This is a genomic window from Aeromonas sp. RU39B (assembly GCF_900156095.1).
Taxonomy (GTDB): domain Bacteria; phylum Pseudomonadota; class Gammaproteobacteria; order Enterobacterales; family Aeromonadaceae; genus Aeromonas.
Genome location: NZ_FTMJ01000022.1, coordinates 1 through 21,623 on the forward strand (window position 1 = coordinate 1; position 21,623 = coordinate 21,623).

Genomic DNA, 21,623 nt, shown 5'->3' on the forward strand with positions numbered 1-21,623 from the left:
TGGCCGGAATGGCTATCTTCGCCGCACAGAAATGCCCGGCGCACACAGCGACTGACCACGTGGTAGTAGGGCGTATCCTGCAAACTGATTTGACGAGAACGGGCGATGGTCATGGCAACCTCCCTCGGCGCTAAGCCTTAAGCCAAGCAGCCCGCTACGCCGCTGTCAAAAAGGTGGGTGTCCTCGAAGCAGTCATAGTCCGAATACGCTTCGCTATTCGAACCTACGGCCCTAATGAGCTTCAGATAAATCATGACAAGCTTTATAATGACTCAAATATTAATTATCTAGGTGCGTGATATGTCTCATGTTTTCTACTCTCAAAGAATTGGAGTCAATCCAAATCTCAATGGTCTTGAACTACAGGATGTCGTTGAGCTATTTGTTAGAGTTTTCAATCAATTTATGTCGGAAGGTTACTTCGATGAGGCCTTTGGGTTTAACTGTGTCGATGCTGGCCCGATAACAGGGAATATAAAGGATGTCGAACTAGACATCCTATTGTCAGTCAGAAAAAAGTATTTATGGCCAATTGAGTTATATTGCAAATCATATAGTGAGGACGATCTTCTAGATATCATAGAATACCTCTACCAAAAGGTTTCAAAACCAATTGATGGAGTAATGCATTCATGGGGTGAATGTGGGATGCATTGGGAAAAATTTAGTAAAGAAGATGGTCAGATTGAATTTAAAGAAAAAATAAATACTGTGCTTGGCCACTATAGAGTGAAGTTTGAACTAACAGATAGTGGAGAGGTGCTTCATATACCTGAGAAGGGCTTCGAGGCGATATTCTCTGCAGAAATTCCATCCCAAGACAAAAACATAATAAATAGAATAAATGCGGCTACAACTAGTTTTCGTAGACATGGCGCAAGCATTGATAATAGACGTCAGGCAGTACGAGACCTAGCCGATGTTTTGGAGTATTTAAGACCTCAGTTACAAGAGCATCTTACAACGAAAGATGAAAAAGACATATTTAATATAGCCAACAACTTTGGAATAAGGCATCATAATGACAGACAAAAGACAGATTACGATGCTGCAATATGGTTAAGCTGGATGTTTTACTTTTATCTATCAACCATCCACATGGTCTTAAGGAAAAAATCCCATACCGATTAAAATGTTAGCTGTGAGATTAGAGTTCATTATCTCTGGTTTTTTAATATTTCAGAGATATATTTTACAAAGAAACAATAATTCCTCCACTAAAATATAAACCGCCCATATTACATGAGCGGTTTTGTTTTATTTATCACCGAACCAATCCGGAATATTCACCCCAACGGCGGCGTCCGTGGCGGCACCATCCGCTTGCTGCCGGTGGACTCGAAGGCCGAGGCGAAGCGCAGCAGGTTGTTATCGTCGTAGGCGCGGCCGGCGAAGGTGAGGCCCACCGGCATACCGATATCGGTCATGATGCCCATGGGGACGGTGACGGTCGGTACGCCGAGGTGGCGAATGGCGAGGTTGCCGTTGGCAACCCAGATGCCGTTGCTCCAGGCGATATCGGAGGAGGCCGGATTCACATCCGCATCAGCCGGGGCGACGTCGGCGACGGTCGGGAACAGCACGGCGTCGAGCTTGAGCCCGTCCATCCAGTCCTCCAGATCCAGCTTGCGGGTCTGCTCCAGAGCGCGCAGGCCGTCCGGCACCGAAGCAATTTCGTCAAAGCGCTTGAGACCGCGCTTGGCCATATTGACGTACTCGTCCATGCCCGCCGCCAGATCGCCCTCGCGATTGGGCAGGGTGCCCGGGTCGTGCGGGAAGATCTGAGGGCCATCCACATCGGCCAATTTATTCAGCTTGGGATCGCCGTTGGCGCGCAGGAAATCATCAAACGCCCAGCCGGAGAGCTCCCACAGCTCGTCATTGAGAAACTCCGGGCTCACGATGCCGCGATTGAACACGGTCGGCGCACCGGGTCTGTCCCCTTCGCAGTTGGATACCAGCGGGAAGTCCACTTCGATGACTTCGGCGCCAGCGGCTTCCAGCGCCTTGCGCGCATCTTCCCACAGGGCAATCACGGTCTCGCGGGTATGGATGCGCTGACCGGTCGGGCCGCCGATACCGGGGTTGTCGCTGGTGCCGGCCAGTTCATCCTTGTTGATAAACATGCGCGGCACGCCAAGGCGCTTGCCCTTGAGGGCATCGGCCTTGGCAGCTAACTCCAGATAGGAAGCAGGACGCACCTCGGACGCCTTGGGCAGCTGCACCCAGGGCTGCAGGCGCCACAGATCGCCACGGGTGTCACTATCGTCGGCCACCACCACGTCGAGCACTTCCAGCAGATCGGCCATGGTACGGGCATAGGGCACCACTACGTCCATGGTCGGAGTCAGCGGCCAGTTGCCGCGCACCGAAATCACACCACGGGACGGGGTGTAGGCACACAGACCGTTGTTGGAGGCCGGGCCACGGCCGCTCGACCAGGTCTCTTCCGCCAGACCAAAGGCGGAGAAGCTGGCGGCGGTAGCGGTACCGGCACCGTTGGAAGAGCCGGAGGCAAACGGTGCGGTCAGGTAATCGGCGTTATACGGGCTTTCGGCACGGCCATAGACGCCGCGCTGCATGCCGCCATTGGCCATCGGCGGCATATTGGTTTTGCCAAGGCAGATGGCACCGGCGGCGCGCAGCCGCTCAACGGTAAAGGCATCACGCTGGGCGACCAGATCTTTAAACGCCGGGCTGCCGGAGGCGGCGGTCAGCCCCTTGACCAGATAGCTGTCTTTGGCGGTATAGGGGATGCCATCGAGCGGGCTTAGGGTCTCGCCACGGGCACGGCGCTCATCAGAGGCTTGCGCTTCTTTAAGCGCATCGGGGTTAGCGACCACCACGGCGTTGAGTTTGGTGGCAGTCTCGGGGCCGTTGTAGGCCTCGATCCGGGCCAGATAGGCTTTGACCAATTCGACCGCTGTGGTGCGGCCTGATTCGAGCGCATGACGCAGCTCGGCAATGGAAACCTCGGTCACTTCGATCATTTTGATCTCCTGTAAAAGGGTGACTGTTTGTCATGATGATCGCCGCATCAGCGCCTGCGACCACCACGCCATCAAGAGATAAAACCCCACGGCGTGGGGTTTTGAATACCAACAGGAACCGGTTTACGACCCGTCGCGAGAGGCCGTCAGCAAGGTGAAGAGCAGCACAGGAACCGGAGCGTATAAACATACGTGAGGCTTCCGAGCAGCACATGAGCCTTGATCACGGCCTCGCAGCAGGATCGTCATCCGGTTCTTATTTACCCGACGGGATCTGCTGAGTAATGCAGTGGATATTGCCACCGCCCAGCAGGATCTCGCGCGCCGGCACGCCGACTACGGTGTGCTCGGGGAAGATCTCTTCGAGCTTGGCTTGCGCCAGATCGTCGGTGGCCGGGTCGAGCAGCGGATAGACAATGCGATCGTTGGTGATCAGAAAATTGACGTAAGAGCCCGCCAGACGGTGACCGGAGTCACGCGCTACGCCGCTGCCATCCACCACACCTTGGGCCTCTTCTTCGCTGCAAAACAGCGGGCCCGGCTGGGGGATCAGCCAGATTTTCAGCTGGCGACCCTGCGCATCAGTGGTGTTTTCCAGCACCTCGAGCGCGGCCTTGGAGCGCGCATATTGCGGATCGTTCTGGTCGTCAGTCCAGGTCAGGATCACCTCGCCCGGACGGGCAAAGCAGCACATGTTGTCGATGTGGCCGTCGGTTTCGTCCAGATAGACGCCCTCTTCGAGCCAGATCACCTTGCTGATGTTCAGATAGTCGCGCAGGTGCTGCTCGATCTGCTCCTTGCTCAGGTGCGGGTTACGGTTCTCGTTGAGCAGGCACTCGGCGGTGGTGAGGCAAGTGCCTTCGCCATCGACGTGGATCGAGCCGCCTTCGAGGATCAGCGGCGCCTGGTAGCGGGCAAAGTCGTGCTGCGCGGCCATCTGACCGGCCACCAGCTCGTCTTGGTTCCACGGGTGATAGAGACCGCCCTTAAAGCCGCCCCAAGCGTTAAAGCCCCAATCGACGGCGCGGCACTCGCCAGCGGCGTTGATCACCACGGTCGGGCCGGTATCGCGCGCCCAGCAGTCATCGCTGTTCATCTCAACCAGCGTGACGTGGGCCGGCATGATGGCGCGGGCCTGCTCCATATATTGAGCCGGCACACCCATAAATACCGGCGTCGCGCCGCCGATGGCGTCGGCTACCTTGGCAAAGGTGGACTGGGCGAATTTACCCGCGTCACGCCAGTTGTCCGGGCGAAACGGCCAAATCATCCAGACGGCCTGTTGCGGCGCCCATTCAGCGGGCATAAAGAAACCGTCGGCGGCAGGCAGGGAGCTAAGAAGTTTGCTCATTACAGATTCCTCACGCTGGCAGGATGGCTGCCAGAAAAGCGGCAACGGGCGGGCATGGGCCCGCCGGCTTGGTTAAACGGATTGGCTTACAGCATCCAGTGGCTTTCGCCGTCGGAGGTCAGCACAGTGCTATACATTTCCGGACGACGGTCGCGAAACAACCCCCACGCCTTGCGCTGTTTGGCGATGGCGTCGAGGTCAAATTCGTGCACCAGCACGCACTCGCTGGTCTTGTCGGCCTGAGCCACCAGCTCGCCGGTCTGATCGGCAATGAAGGAGGAGCCGTAGAAGGTCATCTCAAAATCGGGGATGTACTTGCTGGTCTCGGTGCCGATGCGGTTTGAGGCGATCACCGGCACCAGATTGGCGGCGGCGTGACCTTGCTGAACGCGGGTCCAGTGCGGCTGAGAGTCGATATCGGGATAGGCTGGCTCCGAGCCAATGGCGGTCGGGAAGAAGATAAGCTCGGCGCCCATCAGGGCCAGGCTACGGGCAGTTTCCGGGAACCACTGGTCCCAGCAGATGCCGACGCCCACCTTGGCATAGCGGGTTTCCCACACCATAAAGCCGGTGTCACCGGGGGTGAAAAACTGCTTCTCCTGATAGGCCGGGCCGTTCGGGATATGGGTCTTGCGATAGACATCCCCGAGCGAGCCATCGGCATCGATCATGATCAGCGAGTTGTAGAAGGCGTTACCACGGCGCTCGAAGAAGGAGATCGGCAGCACCACGCTGAGCTCTTTCGCCAGCTCGGTGAAGTGGGCGATCAAGCGGGATGATTCGACGGTCTGGGCCAGCTCGAAGTGCTCCGGGCTCTGGTCGATGCAAAAATAGGGCGTTTCGAACAGCTCCTGGATCAGGATGATCTGGGCCCCCTGAGCCGCCGCCTGACGCACCAGCCTCTCGGCGTTGCTGATATTGGCGTCGAGATCCCAGGAGCAGGCCATCTGGGTAGCCGCAACCTTCACCTTTGCCATGACAACTCTCCTAACAGGGCAGCGCCTTGCTGCCGGAACAAGGGAAACGGACACAGTGTATGAAGGTGTACCGCTATCCATCAAATGAATAAGATGTATTGTCCCATAAACATGACGAATACATGCCGTGAAACTGCATCAGCTCGATCTTAACCTACTGCTCGCCTTTGACGCCCTGATGACGCAGGGCAGCGTCACCCGCGCCGCCGAGACGCTGTTTATCAGCCAGCCGGCCATGAGCCACGCCCTCGGCCGACTGCGCACCGCCCTCAATGATCCGCTGCTGGTGCGCACGCCACAAGGCATGGTGGCCACGCCGCGAGCGCAGCGGCTGCACAGCGGAGTGCGGCAGGCACTGCGTCTGCTTGAGCAACAACTGAGCGACGAGGAGCAGTTCGATCCCTTGAGCTCGCGCCGCCGCTTTGTGCTGTGCACCACCGATTATGTGGAGTGCGTATTGGTTCCGCCACTCATCGCCCGCCTCAAGGATCTGGCGCCCGGCGTGAGCATCGAGATCCGCATTTTGCGCGATCGCCTGCCGGAAGCCGAGCTCGCCTCGGGCGAGATCGATCTGGTGCTGGGGTTTGATGAGTACATGCAGGTGCCCGGTTATCTGGGCAAAGAGACCTGGCTCACCGAGCCGCTGGCCGGCTTGGTACGCAGCGATCTGGCCGCCATCGGCGATCATCTGGCGCTGGAGCAGCTGATTGGCATGACCCATGTGTTCCACTCACCGCTTGGCACGTCCGAGACCAGTTTTGACCGCTGGCTGGAGAGTCAGGGGTTGTCACGCAGCATTTCGGTCAACAGCCAGAGCTATATGTCGGCGGCCGCCATCGTCTGCCAGACCGACCATTTGCTGGTGCTGCCCAGCAAGGTGGCCGACCTGTTGGCCGATCACTGGCCACTGCGCGCACTGGCGCTGCCGGAGGATGTGCCGGGTTATCACCTTAACTGTGTCTGGCATCCGGCGCAGGGGCAGCAGCCTGCCTTGCTGTGGCTGCGTTCCCTCATGAAAGAGCTGGTCGTCTCAGGCTAACGGGTGTTAGCGGGTGACAGTGAGGCCAGCCAGCAGTTGGCCGACCACCGCTTGCAACAGGGCCGGATCGTTGCGGCACTGGGAGTAGGTCACCAATCCCTGCACGCCCACCAGCAGATAGGCCGTCAAGGTTGGGATATCGGCGTTGGCCGGGATTTCGCCAGCCGCCGCCGCATCGGTCAGCGCCTGATTGAGATCGGCTTCGAGATTGGAGTGGATGCGGCACAGACGCTGGTGCAGCTCTTCATCCTGATCGAGCTCCATCACAGCGCGGGTCACCAGGCAGGTGCCACGCAGCATCTCGTCCACCATATGCAGCAGATAGACATGAATGCCTTTTAGCGGCGAATGGCCGGCCAGCAGGTCGAGCCGGCTTTGGCTGCGCATAGCGATGTAGTGATCCACCGCCTCAAGCAGCAACCCGCGCTTGTTGCCAAAAGCAGCATAGAGGCTGCCGGGGTGAAGACCGGTTGCGGCCACCAGATCCTGCATGGTGGTCTTGGCATAGCCGTTGGTACGAAACGCCTCCATGGCTTGGGTCAGGACCTGCTCTCGGTCAAATTCGGCACAGCGCATCTGGTTACAGCTCGATGAATGTGAAATGAATGACCGCATTTTAGCGCAGCCGACCCGATGGGCCAACCGCTGTTGAACAATCATTCAAAAAAGACTTGCATCTATCACAGAAAACCCTTTGAATGCGCATTCAAGAATCGACTGACCGGAGCCACCCCATGACTGCTTCTCTGCTGCAACCGTACCGCCTCAATGACACCCTGACGCTGTCCAACCGCTTTGTAATGGCGCCGCTGACCCGCTGTATGGCCGGTCCCGGTCTGGTTCCGACCGATCTGATGGCCGCCTACTATGGCCGCCGCGCTGACGTGGGTCTGATCGTCTCCGAAGCCGTGATCATTCGTCCGGACGGTCAGGGCTACCCTAACACCCCCGGCCTGTACAGCCCCGAGCAGATTGCCGGTTGGCGCAAAGTGACCGACGCGGTGCATGCCGGCGGTGGCAAGATCTTCGCACAGCTGTGGCACGTGGGTCGTCTCTCCCACCCCTTCTTCCACCATGCCGAGGTGCTGGCGCCGTCTGCCGTCGCTTTTGAAGGCACTGTGCCGCGCATGCGTGAGCTGACTTATCAGGTGCCGCGCGCCCTGACGGTGGCCGAGATTGCTCAGCTGGTGCTGGACTATGCCCAAGCCGCCGCCAATGCCATCGATGCCGGTTTCGATGGGGTCGAAATTCACGGTGCCAACGGCTACCTGATTGACCAGTTCCTGCACCACGACAGCAACCAGCGCGATGACGAGTTTGGTGGCAGCCCCGAGAAGATGGCTCGCTTTGCCCTCGACGTTGTGGACGCTATCACGGCCCGCATCGGTGCCGATCGCACGGCCCTGCGCCTCTCACCGGGTGGCTATGTGCACCTCAAGGGTGATGCCCGTGATCGCGCCGTGTTCGACTACCTGCTGGCCCAGCTCGATACCCGTGCGCTGGCCTATCTGCACGTCGGTATCTTCGATGACAACATGACCTTCGACTATCTCGATGGCCGCGCCAGCGACTACATGCGCGCCCATTACCGCGGCAATCTGGTCGGTGTCGGCCAACTGAACGCTGACAGCGCCGCCGAGGCTGTGGCTGCCAACCGCTTCGATCTGGCAGCGATCGGTCGTCCACTGATTGCCAACCCGGACTATATCGCCCGGGTTCGTGACGGCGCAGAACTGGTTGCCTACAGCGAAAGCATGCTGCCTGAGCTGGTCTAAACAACACCCCCGCTTCATTTAAGCCACGATGATTAGCCAGTTGGCGGACCAGGGAGGTCCGCCTTTTTTTTCTCCGCATTAAAACTACTTGCGATCCACAACCAAATCCCCATATTGTTGTTTAGCACAACCAAATGGAGTTTTATCGATGGATAGCCGAACCCTGCGCGCCCTGTCGCGAGAACTGGTCCGTGAACTGGGCATGCTCTCGATGCAGTGCGGTACCCTGCAACTGACCCCGGTCGAGGCGCACCTGCTGATCGAGCTGGAAGATGCCCCCGCCACCAACCAGCAACTGGCTGATCGCCTGCGAATCGACAAGTCCAACACCAGCCGGCCGCTGGCTCGCTTGGTCGAGCGTGGCCTGATCGCATGGCAGGCCCACCCCTCGGACGGGCGCAGCAAAGAGGCCACCCTGACCGATGCCGGTGTGCAGCAACTGGAACGGCTTCACCTACAGATGGACGAGAAGATGGCGCTGACCCTGGCACAACTCGACGAGCAGGAGCAGCAGCAGGTATGGGAAGGGTGCCTGCGCTATCGCAGCGCACTGTCACGTGCCCGCCGCCAGCAAACCTATTCACTGCGGCTGATTGGCCCTGCCGATAACCAGGCGATTGCGGCGGTGATCCGCAGCGTATCGGCCGAATATGGCCTGACTGCAGACCGCGGTTATGGCGTCTCGGACCCCAACCTCGACCGCTTGTTTGAAACCTATCAGGGCGAGCGTAGCCGCTACTGGGTGATTGAGAGTGATCAGGGGGAGATCCTGGGTGGCGGCGGCATTGCCGTGCTGGCCGGCAGCGACGGAGCAATCTGCGAGCTGCAGAAGATGTACTTTATGCCGGCGCTGCGAGGTCTCGGATTTGGTCGCCGGCTGGTGTTGCAGGCGCTCAATCAGGCGCGTGAGCTTGAGTTTACCCAGTGCTATCTGGAGACCACTGCCTGCCTGCGTGAAGCCACCGCACTCTATGAGTCACTCGGCTTTGAGCACCTCTCGGCGCCGCTTGGCTGCACCGGTCACAGTGATTGCGAGATCCGGATGGTCCGCGCCCTTGCGCCCGAGCCTCAGGCGAAATAGAACCAGGCGGTAGTGATGAGCCCTTCATGCACCTCAAATACCGCCACGCTCTCGATAGGCTCTGGTGCAAGGCCATGTATCCGTTCATGGTCGAACACCATGTTGCCAAGCACGGTGCGGGTGAGAAGCTCGGCACGCAGTGCCGGGTTGTTGAAACGGTGCTCGGCGTAAAAGGCACGCAATGCCGCCCGTCCCACCATTGAAGGTTGCTCGGTCGGCATGCGATAAGCCTTGAACTCCTCAGCAAAGCAGGCCACAAAAGACTCAAGATCATGAGCGTTATAGGCCGCCATCTGGGCCTCAACAGGTGTAATCACCGACATCCCGATTCTCCTTCAATGCAGAGGGCTGCCTGAGCAGCCCATCTCTGAATTTGTACATCCTAACTTGTTCTTGTCATTCAGGGCAGCGCGACGACCCGAAAGGTCTCCAGCACCAGCAGCATATTCTCGTCAAACTCCCGCCCTTGCGAGGCCATCTCCTGACTGAAGAAGTCACGATGGGCGGCTTGCCACCAGCTCAGTGACCCATAGCCCTCACCTTCCAGTGCGGCGAAATCGGCGCCCACCTCGCAGTAACGACACTCACGCACCGAGAGGGTTTCGACCAACGCTTTGGGTTCACCCAGCCAGTCGGTCACCACCAGCAGATCACGAGGCTCTGGCATCCGCTCGCCTTTTTCCCGATACCAGTAGGCCAGACTGCAGGTTGCCCGCTTGCGCCCGGCCGCGACCAGCGCGGCGCAGGTGTCGGCACTCTCTTGATCGGCACAAAAGTAATCGGCAACCACATGGCGGTGCTGACGCTCAGACTCGGGCAGGCTCGCCAGATAACGCTCAACCAGTACCCGGCTGGCGTCATTCAACTCGTTCATCTCGTCACTCCCTGCAAGACGACATCGGCTGAAAAAGAAACCCCGCCATCTGGCGGGGCTCACTATCAATGTTCGCGGGTCTGGCGGAAGGTCACGTCGGGGTGACGCTCTTCGGCCAGTCGCAGATTGACCATGGTCGGGGCGATATAGGCGAGGTTGTCGCCGCCATCGAGGGCCAGGTTCGGTTCGTTCTTGCGTTTGAACTCCTCGAACTTTTTCACATCGCTCCCATCCACCCAGCGGGCGGTCGCCACGTTGACTGCCTCATAGATGGCTTCCACGTTGTACTCGCTTTTAAGGCGCGACACCACCACGTCAAACTGCAGCACACCGACCGCACCCACGATGAGATCGTTGTTCATCAGCGGACGGAACACCTGCACCGCACCCTCTTCCGAGAGCTGGACCAGCCCCTTGAGCAGCTGCTTCTGCTTGAGCGGATCGCGCAGGCGAATGCGGCGGAACAGCTCTGGTGCGAAGTTGGGGATCCCGGTGAACTTGAGCTCTTCACCCTGAGTGAAGGTGTCACCGATCTGGATGGTGCCGTGGTTGTGCAGCCCGATGATGTCACCGGCGAAGGCGTCTTCCGCCTGCTCACGGTCACCAGCCATAAAGGTCACGGCGTCGGAGATATTCACATCCTTACCGATGCGCACGTGGCGCATCTTCATGCCCTTGCTGTAAGTGCCTGACACGATACGCATAAAGGCGATACGGTCGCGGTGTTTCGGATCCATGTTTGCCTGGATCTTGAACACGAAACCGGAGAACTTCTCCTCGGTCGCTTCCACCTCGCGGCTCTCGGCCTTGCGCGGCATAGGAGACGGCGCCCAGTCGGTCAGGCCATCGAGCATGTGGTCGACACCAAAGTTACCCAGTGCAGTACCGAAGAAGACCGGCGTCATCTCGCCAGCGATAAAGGCCTCGTGGTCGAATTCGGGAGAGGCGCCCTGCACCAGCTCCAGCTCGCCGCGCAGTTGGGCAGCCAGCTCCGCGCCGATGGCGGCATCCAGATCCGGGTTGTTCAACCCCTTGACCACCCGCTTCTCCTGGATGGTGTGGCCTTGACCGGTCTGATACAGATAGGTCTCATCCTTGTAGAGGTGGTAGACACCCTTGAAGGATTTGCCGCAGCCGATCGGCCAGGTGATGGGCGCGCACATGATCTTCAGCTCGCGCTCTACCTCATCCATCACTTCCATCGGGTCGCGCACTTCGCGGTCCAGCTTGTTCATGAAGGTGAGGATGGGGGTATCGCGCAGACGGGTCACTTCCATCAGCTTGCGAGTCCGATCTTCAACACCCTTGGCGGCATCGATGACCATCAGGCAGCAGTCGACCGCCGTCAGGGTACGGTAGGTATCTTCGGAGAAGTCCTCGTGACCCGGGGTGTCGAGCAGGTTGACCAGACAATCGGCATAGGGGAACTGCATCACCGAGGTGGTGATGGAGATACCACGCTGCTTCTCCATCTCCATCCAGTCGGATTTGGCATGCTGGCCCGAGCCACGGCCCTTGACGGTACCGGCGCGCTGGATCGCCTGTCCGAACAGCAACACCTTCTCGGTGATGGTGGTTTTACCGGCGTCGGGGTGCGAGATGATCGCAAAAGTGCGTCTCTTGGAGACTTCACTCAGAAATTCAGATGACATGATTCACTGTTCTTCAGTTGGTCGGCCGCGGAACTACCGCGACCAGAATGGAGACACATGACGCCTCACGCTGCACTGGGACGTCAATTCGGGATTGCCCGCAGGCAGGTTAGTCATTGCAGCGTGTTACATGGGGTCCCGTTCCACTTGGCGGATAAATCGCGCCGTATTATACCCGCGCGGGCGAAAAATACCCAGCCCGTCACTCAGCCCGCTCCACACGGTTGCGCCCGTTGCCCTTGGCCCGATAGAGGGCCTCGTCTGCCCGCAGTATCAGGGCATGCAAATCATGGTCGGCCGGCTGGAGCTCGGCGCAGCCCAGACTAATGGTGACGGCTTGATTCATGCCGGGCAGTACCCGCGAAGCAACATACGCACGTACCCGGTCGGCCACCCGCTCGGCATCGAGCAAACCGGAGCCAGGCAGCAGGATCATAAACTCCTCACCACCGGTTCTCCCAATCATGTCACTGCGACGCAACAGGCTGCGTGAACACTGCACCACCCACTGCAACACCCGGTCCCCCTGATGGTGGCCGAGGGTATCGTTGATTTTTTTGAAAAAATCGATATCAAACAAAATGATGGAAAACGGTGAGTGCTGACGGCGAGCCAGCTCAAGCAGCGCTTCCCCCTGCCACATAATGCGGCGACGGTTGTCGATACCGGTCAGCTCGTCGGTAAAGGCCAAGTGGCGCATGCGGCGATTGCGATCAATCAGCCACACCAACAGCAAGATAGCGACGACTGCGCAAAGTAGAATCACCACATTGCGCCAGAAACGGCGCTCTTCGACCTGCTCCCGCTCCTTGCGCTCAACCTCCTGCTGGGCGCGCAGTTTCTGGTTTTCCGCCTCCTGCTTGGTCAGCTCGAACTCGCTGCGCATCCAGTTGCGCTGCTCGCTCTGCTGCTGCTCGTCAAGACGGTGCTCTAGCACAACGAATTGGCGCAACGCATCGAGGGCGGCGCGCTCTTCACCGAGCAGGGCCAGTGCATCGCTGCGGCTCTGATAGAGCCACAGTAGCATCTGGGTATTCTCTTCCCGATTGACCAACGGCTCTGCGCGCGACAGCAACTGCAGCGCATCATGCGGCCGCTCGCGAGCCACCTCGACCCGGGCTCTGGCCAGCTGCCAGTGGGCATGCAACGTCGGATTAACCGCCGGGGTGAGAATTTCGCCGGCCAGATTCAGCACACTCATCGCCTGTTCGGGTTTGAACTGGCGCAGCAGCACTTCCGACTCGGCCAGATAGGAGAGCGCAGACTCTATCTTGTGGCCATGCTCATCGGCATAGACCCGCGACTGCTGCAACATATGCAGGGCATCTTCATAAAGGCCGCGATCCAGATAGAGCATGCCAAATTCGCGATAAAGAGTGCTGTGACTCTCAACGTCATCGACCTCGGCGAAATTCTTGCTCACCTGGGTCAACAGCTCCTCGGCCATCTCATACTGCGCCATGCGCCGATAGCAGAGCGCCATCTCAAGCTGTACCTGCTGCGCCCGGTTTTGCCAGCCAAGCTCGTCATACAGCCGGTAAGCCAGCAGCAGATCTTTGAGGGCATTGGCCTGATAGCCACGAAACGAGAGCATGGCGCCGCGCCGCAGCAACGCCTGCGCCTCTTCGGCATGGGCCTGACGCTGTTGCGCCAGCTCGATGGCCTGATCGTAATCGTTACTGGCCAGCGCCCCTTCACCACTGAGTTGATTAAACCAACCACGGCAGGTGGTAAATTCAATTTCGGCGCGGCCATCTTGCTGCTGGCGCGCCAGAGCGATCAGCAGATCGGTATGATGCACCGCCTCACGCAGCGCATCCTGGCTGCTCATTGGCTGGGTCCAGCAGCCGAGGCGACGAATCCGCATCTGGATATCTGGCGGATAGCGGTCAATCTCAGCCGACAAGGGGGCAATGAGTTCCACTCTGGGCTGCCAGGGCAGATAGCTGCGTTCGAGTTTTTCCAGCTGCGGGATAATGTCGGTGCTACCCCAGACCGGGAGCACCAGGCAACTGGCCAACCACCACACGACGGCGGCTCTTCTCATGCTTGTCTTCCTTGGCAAACTTGATGCATATGCAAAGTATAAGGGGACTCTGCGACTCATGCCCCCCATTGGACTCTTTACATCGGCCAGCCGGCTGGTAAACATGAGCCCCAGTCAACAGAGAGGATGCGCCCTTTGCCTGATGAAGCGCTTTACCGGCAGTTGCTGGAAGAGAATCAACGCCTGCAGCGTGAGAACGAGCGGCTGCGACGGGTAGCCCAAGATGCCCGCGAAAAGCTGGATGCCGCCATGGATGGCACCGGTCTGTGTATCTGGCAACTGGATGTGCCAACGGGCAAGCTCATCATCTTTAACCGGCGCTGGGGCGCCATGCTGGGTTTCGAACCAAAGGAAAAGCAGGCCCATTTCGATGTGTGGCGCGATCACCTTCACCCGGAAGATCGCGAGGCGGTGCTCAAGGCATTCTTCGATCATCTGGAGGGGCACAGCCCCTTCTATCAGGTGATGCATCGCATGGTCGGCATCGGTGGCAAGGTAACCTGGGTGCTGGATCGCGGCAGGGTGGTGGAGCGTGACGAAGATGGCACACCGCTGCGGGTGATGGGCACTCATATCGATATCACCCACGAGAAAGAGTACGAGCAGCAGCTCGCCCGGCTGGCGCACCGCGATCCGCTCACCGGCCTGCTCAATCGCACCGCGCTCAACCGGCGTTTTGTTCAAGCGCGCCCGCAAACCGTCTGCTTTCTCGATCTCGACTTCTTCAAGCAGGTTAATGACACCTTGGGCCACCGCGCCGGGGATCAGCTATTGATTCAGGTTGGTCAGCGTCTGCGCGACGTGGCGGGTAATGATGTGGCAATCGGCCGGCTGGGTGGGGACGAGTTTGTGCTGTTGCTGCCCTGGCCCATGGAGAGCAACGCAGCGCGGGCGCTCGCCGAGGCGTGCGTCGAGCGTATTTCACAGCCGTTTACCCTTGATGAGGGCGAGGCCGGTATCGGGCTGAGCATGGGGATGGAGGCAGTGCTGCCCGGTGACGATCTGGCGGCCGTCATGCTGCGGGCAGATCAGGCCATGTACCGAGTCAAGCGGGCCGGTCGGGGCGGTTATCAGTTGGGGGATCGGGAGGCGCCGACCGCCATCTTGCGCCCTTTCCCGCCCATCACCGTTGCCAGCGGCGTATAAGGCGGCCGCGCAGACCGCAATCGAGCAGCCAGCTGTTATCAAACACCCGCAGCAGTGCCCCTTTGGCGTGGCGTGACAGGGCCACCGCATGAAAGCGGGTCTGCTCGCGGCGCTGAGCGTTCATCTTGTCGAGCAGAACGTGCGGCAGGCTTTGGGCAATAAAATCGGAGATAACCAGCACATCGGCCCGGCGAAACTCAGGGTCGGCCAGTCGCGTCAGCGCCTGCTCAAGGCAAGGCACCAGATCGGTGCCGCCGTGGAAACTCATGGAGAGAAAGCGCTCGGCCTGATCCAGTCCGGTGTCGGGACGAATCGCCAGGGTCGCCACGCTGGTGGAAAACAGCATCAGGTAGCAGGGACGCTGCTCGCTCAGGGTGTGTTTGAGCAGCGCCAAAAACAGCGCCTTGGCACACTCCTCAGGATAACCGCCCATCGAGCCCGAGGTATCGACGCAGACGATAAAAGGGCCGCGTTCGCGCAATTGCTGCCCTCCCGCCTGCGGCCGCTCCAGCACTACCCGATGACGTGGCAAGACGCCACGCGACTGGTAGCTAAGCAAGCGCCGCTCCAGATAGCGGCGGTAAAACTCATCTTCGAGATCCTCATCCCCCAGCATGGCCGCTTCGCTAGGTAGCATCCGCAGCAGATCACCAGCCGGGTGGATGCCCACCAGATCGTCGGGCACCTCGTCGCTTTGCACGGCTTTCATTTCGCGCACCTCAACCGGCGGCAACGGGCTCTCATGCTGGCGCAATGACTGCTCACTGCGCCCCAGCTTATCGGCGATCTCGCTTAACAGCGGCTCTTTTTGCAGCAGTTTGGCGTATTGCCGCACCAGATCCAGGCTGCGCCGGTGCCATTTGCCCTGCGCCAGATCCCACAGGCCGCCAGCGGCGGTCTGATGTGGATCGAGCGCATCGGCCAGGGTGCGGTTGGCCAGCAGCTGATCCTCAATCTCCTGACGCAGCTTTTCGCGCTCGGCTTCGGCAATGTCCTGCTGCAGCTTGAGCAGGGCACCAACCAGACTCATGCGCCAGCGCTCAAACAGCAGCTGCTGGCGGCCGGGGCCGGGTTGCTCGAGCAGTTGCCGGATAAGATGGCGCGCCTCGCCGGCAAAGGCGCTGCTCTGCTCCAGCATCAGTTGCAGTTGCGGCAGTTGCTCGACCAGCTCAGCCAGCGGCAGGGTACGGTGCTGCTGATAAGCGCGGTATTCCCGCTCCAGCGTAGGCGGAACCGGTTTGTGGCGAATCTCGTCACCCAGCAACTCACTGCGTTTATGCAGACGGCGGCGCAGCTGCTCGGCCTGACGCGGAGCACGGCGCATAAACTCGGCAATCTTGGGTGAAGCGGCCAGCGTCACCATCACCTCGGTGGCCAGCTCGCTCTCGGCCATCAGCAATCCCAGGTCCATGGCGCCGATTTCGAGCATGACTTACTCCGCGAGCAGGTTGAGCCGGGCCGGCCAGCCGGCCAGCCGCTCGGCAAACCCGTCCAGATCGCGCACCAGCACGAAGAAACTGCTCTCCACCTTCTGCAGCCACTCCTGGCTGACAAACAGGTGATGCTGATGCTGCTCAAACAGCATGCGCTGACGGCGCACCTGCTGTTGCAGGGCTTGCAGGTCACGGCCAAGATTGGCCAGCTGCTCGCGCCACGGCGCCAGTACCACCTCGGGCACCGGCTGCTCCACCAGCAGCAGAGCCACAGGATGGCGCTGCTCGTCGAGCACCTGCAACTCATGCTGATCGTTTAAGGTCAGCTCGAAGTGGCCCTCGCGCGGGTTACCCAGCCGCCAGCCGACCGTCTTCTCGCCAATCGGATGCCAGTGACTCAGCACCGCCTTGTCAAACACCAGAGTGGCGGTCAGGCGCTGCGGATCGTCGGCATCGAGCGGCGCCGGATGCAGCAGATGCAGATGGAAATGCTTGCCAAAAAGGCGTGCCCGGCTCATGTCCAACTGCTGGCCACGGCCGCGCCGGCCAAACCACTGCTTGCGCTGCACTGACTTGCAGGCCAGCCGATGCGCCACCTGCCGCTCCAGTTGCAACAGTTGCTCCTGCAGCGCATGCAGCTGACGAGTCAGCGCCAGCTGCTGATAGCCGTGCAGGCGGGCCGATTCGTCCATGATCTCCAGCAGTGACTGGCGCGACTGGCCATCGTGCCAGAGGCAATCTTTAAACAGCAGCAGATCAAGCGGCACTACCTCGTTGCGGCCGTTGAAAAAGGCGCTGGCCTTGGCCAGACGCACCGCTTTCTTCCAGCGCCGATCCGAGACATAGCAGTGGCCACCGAGCTGGCTGTCGATGCGCTGGCGCAGCAGATAGATAAGCTCGAAGCAGTCGTCGGTCAGCACCACCTGATCGACCTCTGCCTGCCACTGCTGGTACTCCTCGCCATTAATGGCCAGCCCGGCTGGCAACATCACCTCGGCATTACCCTCACTGGCGAGCAGGGCGCGGAAGTTGGATTTCTCCTGCACCCGATCCAGCCACAGCCGCACCAGCATCCGGTCATAGAGCGCCTCGAGGCCGCTGTCAGCCGCCGGCAGTTCGTTCGAGGCGGTCACCAGCAAGCGCAATGGAATGCCATATTGACTCTCGCCGTTACGAAATTGGCGCTCGTTGATGGCGGTAAGCAGGGTATTGAGGATCGCCGGGCCGGCCTTCCAGATCTCGTCGAGAAACACCACTTCCGACTCGGGCAGATAACCGCTGGTCAGCCGCTGGTACTTACCCTCCTGCTTTAAAGCCTGAATCGAGAGCGGACCGAACACCTCTTCGGGCGTGGAGAACCGGGTCATCAGATATTCAAAGTGGCGCGCATCGGCAAACGCCTGCTTGAGGCGGCGCGCAATCAGACTCTTGGCAATACCGGGCGGGCCGAGCAGAAACACGCTCTCACCGGCCAGCGCAGCAAGCAGGCACAAACGCAGCACATCTTGTCGTTCGTAGAGCCCTTCGCCCAGACTCGAAAGCAGACGGGAAATTCGGGGTGATAACGCGGCAAATGAGGATGGGGGCATAGGGGTGTCGTCCCGAAAGTCACGTTCGCATGATGCACAATGGAGGCTTCGAGTGTACTCTGCACCTCGCGCTTTTCTCCAATCCAAATCAAGAGTGAATCACGGCTGATGCAAGATCCAGCGTCCATTGATGAGTTGCGCAGTGCCATGCTGACCCGGATGGGCATTGCGACCTGGCAGTTGCGCCGCCCCTTGCAAGGCGCCCCAGCGGCTGCCGAGCAGGCGCCAGCTCAGGTCGAGGCAGCCCCGGTGGCCGATGGCCGTCTCTGGCTACAGGCCGAGAGCCTGCCCGCGCCGCAGCTGCTGGCGGATATCTGCGCATCCCTTGGCCTTAACGCCGGGGAGATAAGCCTGGTGCCACCCGGCCCACTGCCACCCGGCTCACCCGAGTGGCTCTGGCTGTGCGAGCCATCGAATGATCACCCAGCGGCGCTGGTCTGCCCGCTGCACCCGACCCCACAACAAAAACGCGCCCTGTGGCAACAGATCCGGAGCCGTCATGCCTGAATTTCGCCCCCTGACCGAACACGATGCAGATCTGGTCTACCCGATTGAACTGGCCGCCCATCGCTGGCCGTGGAGTCAGGCCAACCTGCTCTCCTGCTTTGGCGGGCGTTATCTCAACGGGCTGATGCTGGAAAACGGGCAACCTATCGGCTTCTACATTTCTGATCTGGTGGCCGGTGACAGCTCGCTGATGAACATCTGCGTGCACCCACACTGGCAAGGAAAAGGGTTGGGACGCGCCTTGCTGCAGCACTATCTCGAGCGCAGCGCCAGCGCCGGTGCCGAAGCCTGGTTTCTTGAGGTGCGCGCCAGCAATGCGTCAGCCATCGCACTGTACGAGAGCGAAGGGTTTGCCGAGTATTGCCGGCGGGATGGCTATTACGGCGCAGGTAGCGAGCGCGAAGATGCGATCCTGATGTCGCGTCTGTTTGCCTTCTCCTGATCGCATTACTGCTGGCTTTTGGCAGGGTCAGGCGCCTTACCCTCTGCCAGCAATTTGCTGGAATTTTCAATCGCCATACCCAGACTCGCCGCCGACAGGGGCATGAAATTGCCCTTGGTATAGGCATCGCGCGGCACCCATATCTGTTTGGCATCTACGACGATCCGCAAGGGGATTACTGGCCCCCCCACCGCGTTCTGCAGATAAAGAGCCGGATAGGAGATAATGGGCGGCAACTTGCGGATCGCCGACTCACTCTGGTTGTTCTGATCCGGGTTGAGTACCACTTTCACAAAGGGCGCCAGCTCATTTTGCATCTCGGGATGATTGAACAGGATGTCGTGCAACTGCTTGCAGCGCCAGCAGTGGCCGGGATTGCGCTCAATCAGATAGAGCACCGGTGAGGGATGGCTCTTAAGGTGTTGCTGTACCTTCTGATAACCCAATTCACCGCTTTGCCAACCTGTCAGCTTAACAGGGGCCGGAGCAGTCGCTACCGGCTCGTCTGGTGCACTAAACCACCACCAACCAGCCGCGCCAATCAACAATGCAACCAGCCCTGCCAACGCAGCAATGAGGACAACGGTTCGACGACTGGCCATGACTTGCACTCCGTTCAGCGTTTATTCCATTTAATCACCATTTAATCAGCACGCCTAATCGATCCCTTTAATTGCCAAAAATGTGATCCACAAACCAGCGAACACTTGTAAGCTTAATTTTAAATCTCTACACTGCCAGCCCACTGAGACGCCCCTTGTTGGCGTACATCTGTTTTATGAATATTGAGGAAATATTGTCATGCCCCAGCAGCATCTGGTTCGTCTGTTTCGCGAGCGCATCGCCCAACTGGGCAACAAGGCCGCCCTGCGGGTACAGCAGGACGGCCAGTGGCGCGCCATTGGCTGGCGCACTCTGGGTCAGGCCATGGATTACTGCGCTCAGGCGCTGATCCGCGCCGGTCATCAGGAAAACGAGATGGTCGGCATCTATGCCCGCAACATGCCGGAGTGGACCCAGGCCGATTTGGGAATTCTGGCCGCTCGTGGTGTCAGCGTGCCCATCTATCCGACCAGCACGGTCGAACAGGCCCGTTATATCGTGCGCGATGCCGGGATCCGCATTCTGTTTGTCGGCGAGCAGCCCCAGTTTGATCAAGCGCTGCAACTGCTCGAGAGCGGCGACATCAGCCAGATCGTGGCTCTCGATGGCCAGGTCAGTCTGCGTGGCTGCGCGGCAGCCAGTCACTTCCAGACCTTTATGAGCAGCGGCAACCACGGCCCGAGCGAGCAGGTACTGCGTGATCGCGAAACCCGCTACGCCATGGATGATCTGCTGACCCTGATCTACACCTCTGGCACCACCGGTGAGCCGAAGGGTGTGATGCTCGATTTTGCCAACCTGGCCGCCTGCCTGCGCATGCACGACGATCGCCTCGAAGTGGGCCATGATGATGTCTCTCTCTGCATGCTGCCGCTGAGCCATGTTTTCGAGCGTGCCTGGACCTATTACGTCCTCTATCGCGGCGCCGAGAACGTCTATCTGCGCGATCCGCAGCAGGTGATGAACGTGATCGGCGAGGTCAAACCGACCCTGATGTGCTCGGTGCCGCGCCTCTACGAGAAGGCCTACGCCATGATTCAGGCCAAGGTGGCTGATGCCCCGCCCCTGCGCCGCGCCCTGTTTGGCTGGGCCACCCGGGTTGGTGTGCAGGTGGTGGAACATCGCCAGAGCGACCACGCCATCTCTCCCCTACTCTACGCCCAGCTGTGGCTGGCCGAGCGGCTGGTATTTCGCAAGCTGCGCGCCCGTTTCGGTGGTCGCACCCGCTTCCTGCCGGTGGCCGGAGCCCGTCTGGCCGACGAAGTGAACCTCTTCTTCCAGGCGATGGGGCTCAACCTCAAATATGGCTACGGCATGACCGAAACCACCGCCACCGTCTGCTGCTATGAAGAGAGCCGTTTCAAACTCGGCGCCATCGGTACGCCGCTGAGCGACATCGAGGTGAAACTGGGTGAGAACAACGAACTGCTGGTTCGCGGTCCGACCGTGATGCGCGGCTACTACAACAAGCCACAAGCCACCGCCGAGGTGATGACCGAGGATGGCTTCCTGCGCACTGGCGATGCCGGCGATGTGGACGTGCAGGGCAATATCTTCTTCACCGAGCGCCTCAAGGAGCTGATGAAGACCTCCAACGGCAAGTATGTGGCGCCGCAACTGGTGGAAGGCACCATCGGCAAGGATCGCTTTATCGAGCAGATCGCCATCGTGGCCGATGCCCGTCACTTTGTCTCGGCGCTGATCGTGCCCTGCTTCGATTCGCTGGAAGAGTATGCCCGCTCCATCAACCTGCAGTATCACAACAAGGCCGAACTGCTGCGCAACTCACGGGTGGTGGAGTTCTTTGAGCGTCGCATCAACGAGCTGCAAAAAGAGTTGGCCAAGTACGAGCAGGTGAAAAAATTCACCCTGCTGCCGCGCGCCTTCTCCATGGAACAGGGTGAAATCACCCCGACCATGAAGCTGCGTCGCCGCATCATCGAAGCCACTTACAAGCAAGAGATCGACGCCATGTATGGCGCCTCCTGACGCTTCCCGCGCTAATGCAAAGCCCCGCAACATTGAACTGACCCCATAAAGTTGGACAGTTAAAGATACGGGTTAAATCAAGAAGGCCTGAGTTCGGTACTGCACCGGACTCAGGCCTTTCAATTTTG

The 21,623-nt window shown here is 59.5% G+C and carries 19 protein-coding genes and 1 pseudogene; 8 read left to right on the forward strand and 12 right to left on the reverse strand.

What is annotated here, in order from left to right; translation table 11 throughout:
- Window positions 1-113: pseudogene (locus BW958_RS20720) on the reverse strand (transposase); the annotation flags it as partial.
- Window positions 114-300: 187 nt separating this feature from the next.
- Here BW958_RS20720 and BW958_RS19630 point away from each other — a divergent pair.
- Window positions 301-1,131 carry a hypothetical protein gene (locus BW958_RS19630; protein WP_076577598.1) on the forward strand — a complete coding sequence of 277 codons (831 nt, stop codon included), beginning with the start codon at window positions 301-303 and terminating at the stop codon, window positions 1,129-1,131.
- 155 nt (window positions 1,132-1,286) lie between these two features.
- Here BW958_RS19630 and BW958_RS19635 read toward each other — a convergent pair whose 3' ends face one another.
- From BW958_RS19635 to aguB, 3 genes are all read right to left on the reverse strand, one after another.
- The gene (locus tag BW958_RS19635) at window positions 1,287-2,990 is read right to left on the reverse strand and encodes an amidase (protein WP_076577599.1); all 1,704 of its coding nucleotides are present in this window, start codon (window positions 2,988-2,990) and stop codon (window positions 1,287-1,289) included.
- 256 nt (window positions 2,991-3,246) lie between these two features.
- Window positions 3,247-4,341 (reverse strand): agmatine deiminase, encoded by a 1,095-nt coding sequence (gene aguA / locus BW958_RS19640; protein WP_076577600.1) that lies wholly within the window; start codon window positions 4,339-4,341, stop codon window positions 3,247-3,249.
- Between the two features lie 86 nt (window positions 4,342-4,427).
- Window positions 4,428-5,318 (reverse strand): N-carbamoylputrescine amidase, encoded by an 891-nt coding sequence (aguB, locus tag BW958_RS19645; protein WP_076577601.1) that lies wholly within the window; start codon window positions 5,316-5,318, stop codon window positions 4,428-4,430.
- Between the two features lie 127 nt (window positions 5,319-5,445).
- Here aguB and BW958_RS19650 point away from each other — a divergent pair, with 127 nt between their 5' ends.
- On the forward strand, window positions 5,446-6,357 hold the full coding sequence (locus BW958_RS19650; protein WP_076577602.1) for a LysR family transcriptional regulator: 912 nt from the start codon (window positions 5,446-5,448) through the stop codon (window positions 6,355-6,357).
- Between the two features lie 6 nt (window positions 6,358-6,363).
- On the opposite strand, the gene BW958_RS19655 is transcribed toward BW958_RS19650, so the two are convergent.
- A complete protein-coding gene (locus tag BW958_RS19655; protein WP_076577603.1) occupies window positions 6,364-6,933 on the reverse strand; it encodes a TetR/AcrR family transcriptional regulator in 570 nt (189 codons plus the stop codon).
- A 158-nt stretch (window positions 6,934-7,091) separates the two neighbouring features.
- On the opposite strand from BW958_RS19655, the gene BW958_RS19660 reads away from it, so the two are divergent.
- Window positions 7,092-8,132, forward strand: a complete 1,041-nt coding sequence (locus tag BW958_RS19660) for an alkene reductase (RefSeq protein ID WP_076577604.1) — start codon at window positions 7,092-7,094, stop codon at window positions 8,130-8,132.
- Between the two features lie 148 nt (window positions 8,133-8,280).
- A complete protein-coding gene (locus BW958_RS19665; protein ID WP_076577605.1) occupies window positions 8,281-9,213 on the forward strand; it encodes a bifunctional helix-turn-helix transcriptional regulator/GNAT family N-acetyltransferase in 933 nt (310 codons plus the stop codon).
- On the opposite strand, the gene BW958_RS19670 is transcribed toward BW958_RS19665, so the two are convergent.
- From BW958_RS19670 to BW958_RS19685, 4 genes are all read right to left on the reverse strand, one after another.
- Entirely contained in the window at window positions 9,201-9,536 is a 336-nt protein-coding gene (locus BW958_RS19670) for a nuclear transport factor 2 family protein (RefSeq protein WP_076577606.1), read from the reverse strand. The genes BW958_RS19665 and BW958_RS19670 overlap by 13 nt on opposite strands.
- Window positions 9,537-9,613: 77 nt before the next feature.
- Entirely contained in the window at window positions 9,614-10,087 is a 474-nt protein-coding gene (locus BW958_RS19675) for an ASCH domain-containing protein (RefSeq protein WP_218641788.1), read from the reverse strand.
- 65 nt (window positions 10,088-10,152) lie between these two features.
- Window positions 10,153-11,739 (reverse strand): peptide chain release factor 3, encoded by a 1,587-nt coding sequence (gene prfC / locus BW958_RS19680; RefSeq protein ID WP_076577607.1) that lies wholly within the window; start codon window positions 11,737-11,739, stop codon window positions 10,153-10,155.
- A 202-nt stretch (window positions 11,740-11,941) separates the two neighbouring features.
- Window positions 11,942-13,786 carry a tetratricopeptide repeat-containing diguanylate cyclase gene (locus BW958_RS19685; RefSeq protein ID WP_076577608.1) on the reverse strand — a complete coding sequence of 615 codons (1,845 nt, stop codon included), beginning with the start codon at window positions 13,784-13,786 and terminating at the stop codon, window positions 11,942-11,944.
- A gap of 135 nt (window positions 13,787-13,921) precedes the next feature.
- Between BW958_RS19685 and BW958_RS19690 the strand changes: the two genes are divergently transcribed.
- Window positions 13,922-14,932, forward strand: coding sequence for a sensor domain-containing diguanylate cyclase (locus tag BW958_RS19690; RefSeq protein WP_256702084.1), 1,011 nt, complete (start codon window positions 13,922-13,924; stop codon window positions 14,930-14,932).
- Here BW958_RS19690 and viaA read toward each other — a convergent pair.
- Window positions 14,910-16,361: an ATPase RavA stimulator ViaA gene (gene viaA / locus BW958_RS19695; RefSeq protein ID WP_076577610.1), complete on the reverse strand. Its 1,452-nt coding sequence runs from the start codon at window positions 16,359-16,361 to the stop codon at window positions 14,910-14,912. The genes BW958_RS19690 and viaA overlap by 23 nt on opposite strands.
- A 3-nt stretch (window positions 16,362-16,364) precedes the next feature.
- On the reverse strand, window positions 16,365-17,954 hold the full coding sequence (locus BW958_RS19700; RefSeq protein WP_076577611.1) for an ATPase RavA domain-containing protein: 1,590 nt from the start codon (window positions 17,952-17,954) through the stop codon (window positions 16,365-16,367).
- Window positions 17,955-18,062: 108 nt separating this feature from the next.
- Here BW958_RS19700 and BW958_RS19705 point away from each other — a divergent pair, with 108 nt between their 5' ends.
- Both BW958_RS19705 and rimI read left to right on the forward strand, forming a co-directional pair.
- A complete protein-coding gene (locus tag BW958_RS19705) occupies window positions 18,063-18,461 on the forward strand; it encodes a DNA polymerase III subunit psi (RefSeq protein WP_076577616.1) in 399 nt (132 codons plus the stop codon).
- The gene (gene rimI / locus BW958_RS19710; protein WP_076577612.1) at window positions 18,454-18,903 is read left to right on the forward strand and encodes a ribosomal protein S18-alanine N-acetyltransferase; all 450 of its coding nucleotides are present in this window, start codon (window positions 18,454-18,456) and stop codon (window positions 18,901-18,903) included. The genes BW958_RS19705 and rimI overlap by 8 nt, the downstream gene beginning before the upstream one ends.
- 5 nt (window positions 18,904-18,908) lie before the next feature.
- Here the strand turns inward: rimI and BW958_RS19715 are convergent, their stop codons facing one another.
- Window positions 18,909-19,505 carry a hypothetical protein gene (locus BW958_RS19715; protein ID WP_076577613.1) on the reverse strand — a complete coding sequence of 199 codons (597 nt, stop codon included), beginning with the start codon at window positions 19,503-19,505 and terminating at the stop codon, window positions 18,909-18,911.
- Between the two features lie 199 nt (window positions 19,506-19,704).
- Here BW958_RS19715 and BW958_RS19720 point away from each other — a divergent pair, with 199 nt between their 5' ends.
- The gene (locus BW958_RS19720) at window positions 19,705-21,495 is read left to right on the forward strand and encodes an AMP-dependent synthetase/ligase (protein ID WP_076577614.1); all 1,791 of its coding nucleotides are present in this window, start codon (window positions 19,705-19,707) and stop codon (window positions 21,493-21,495) included.
- The last annotated feature ends 128 nt before the right edge of the window (window positions 21,496-21,623 follow it).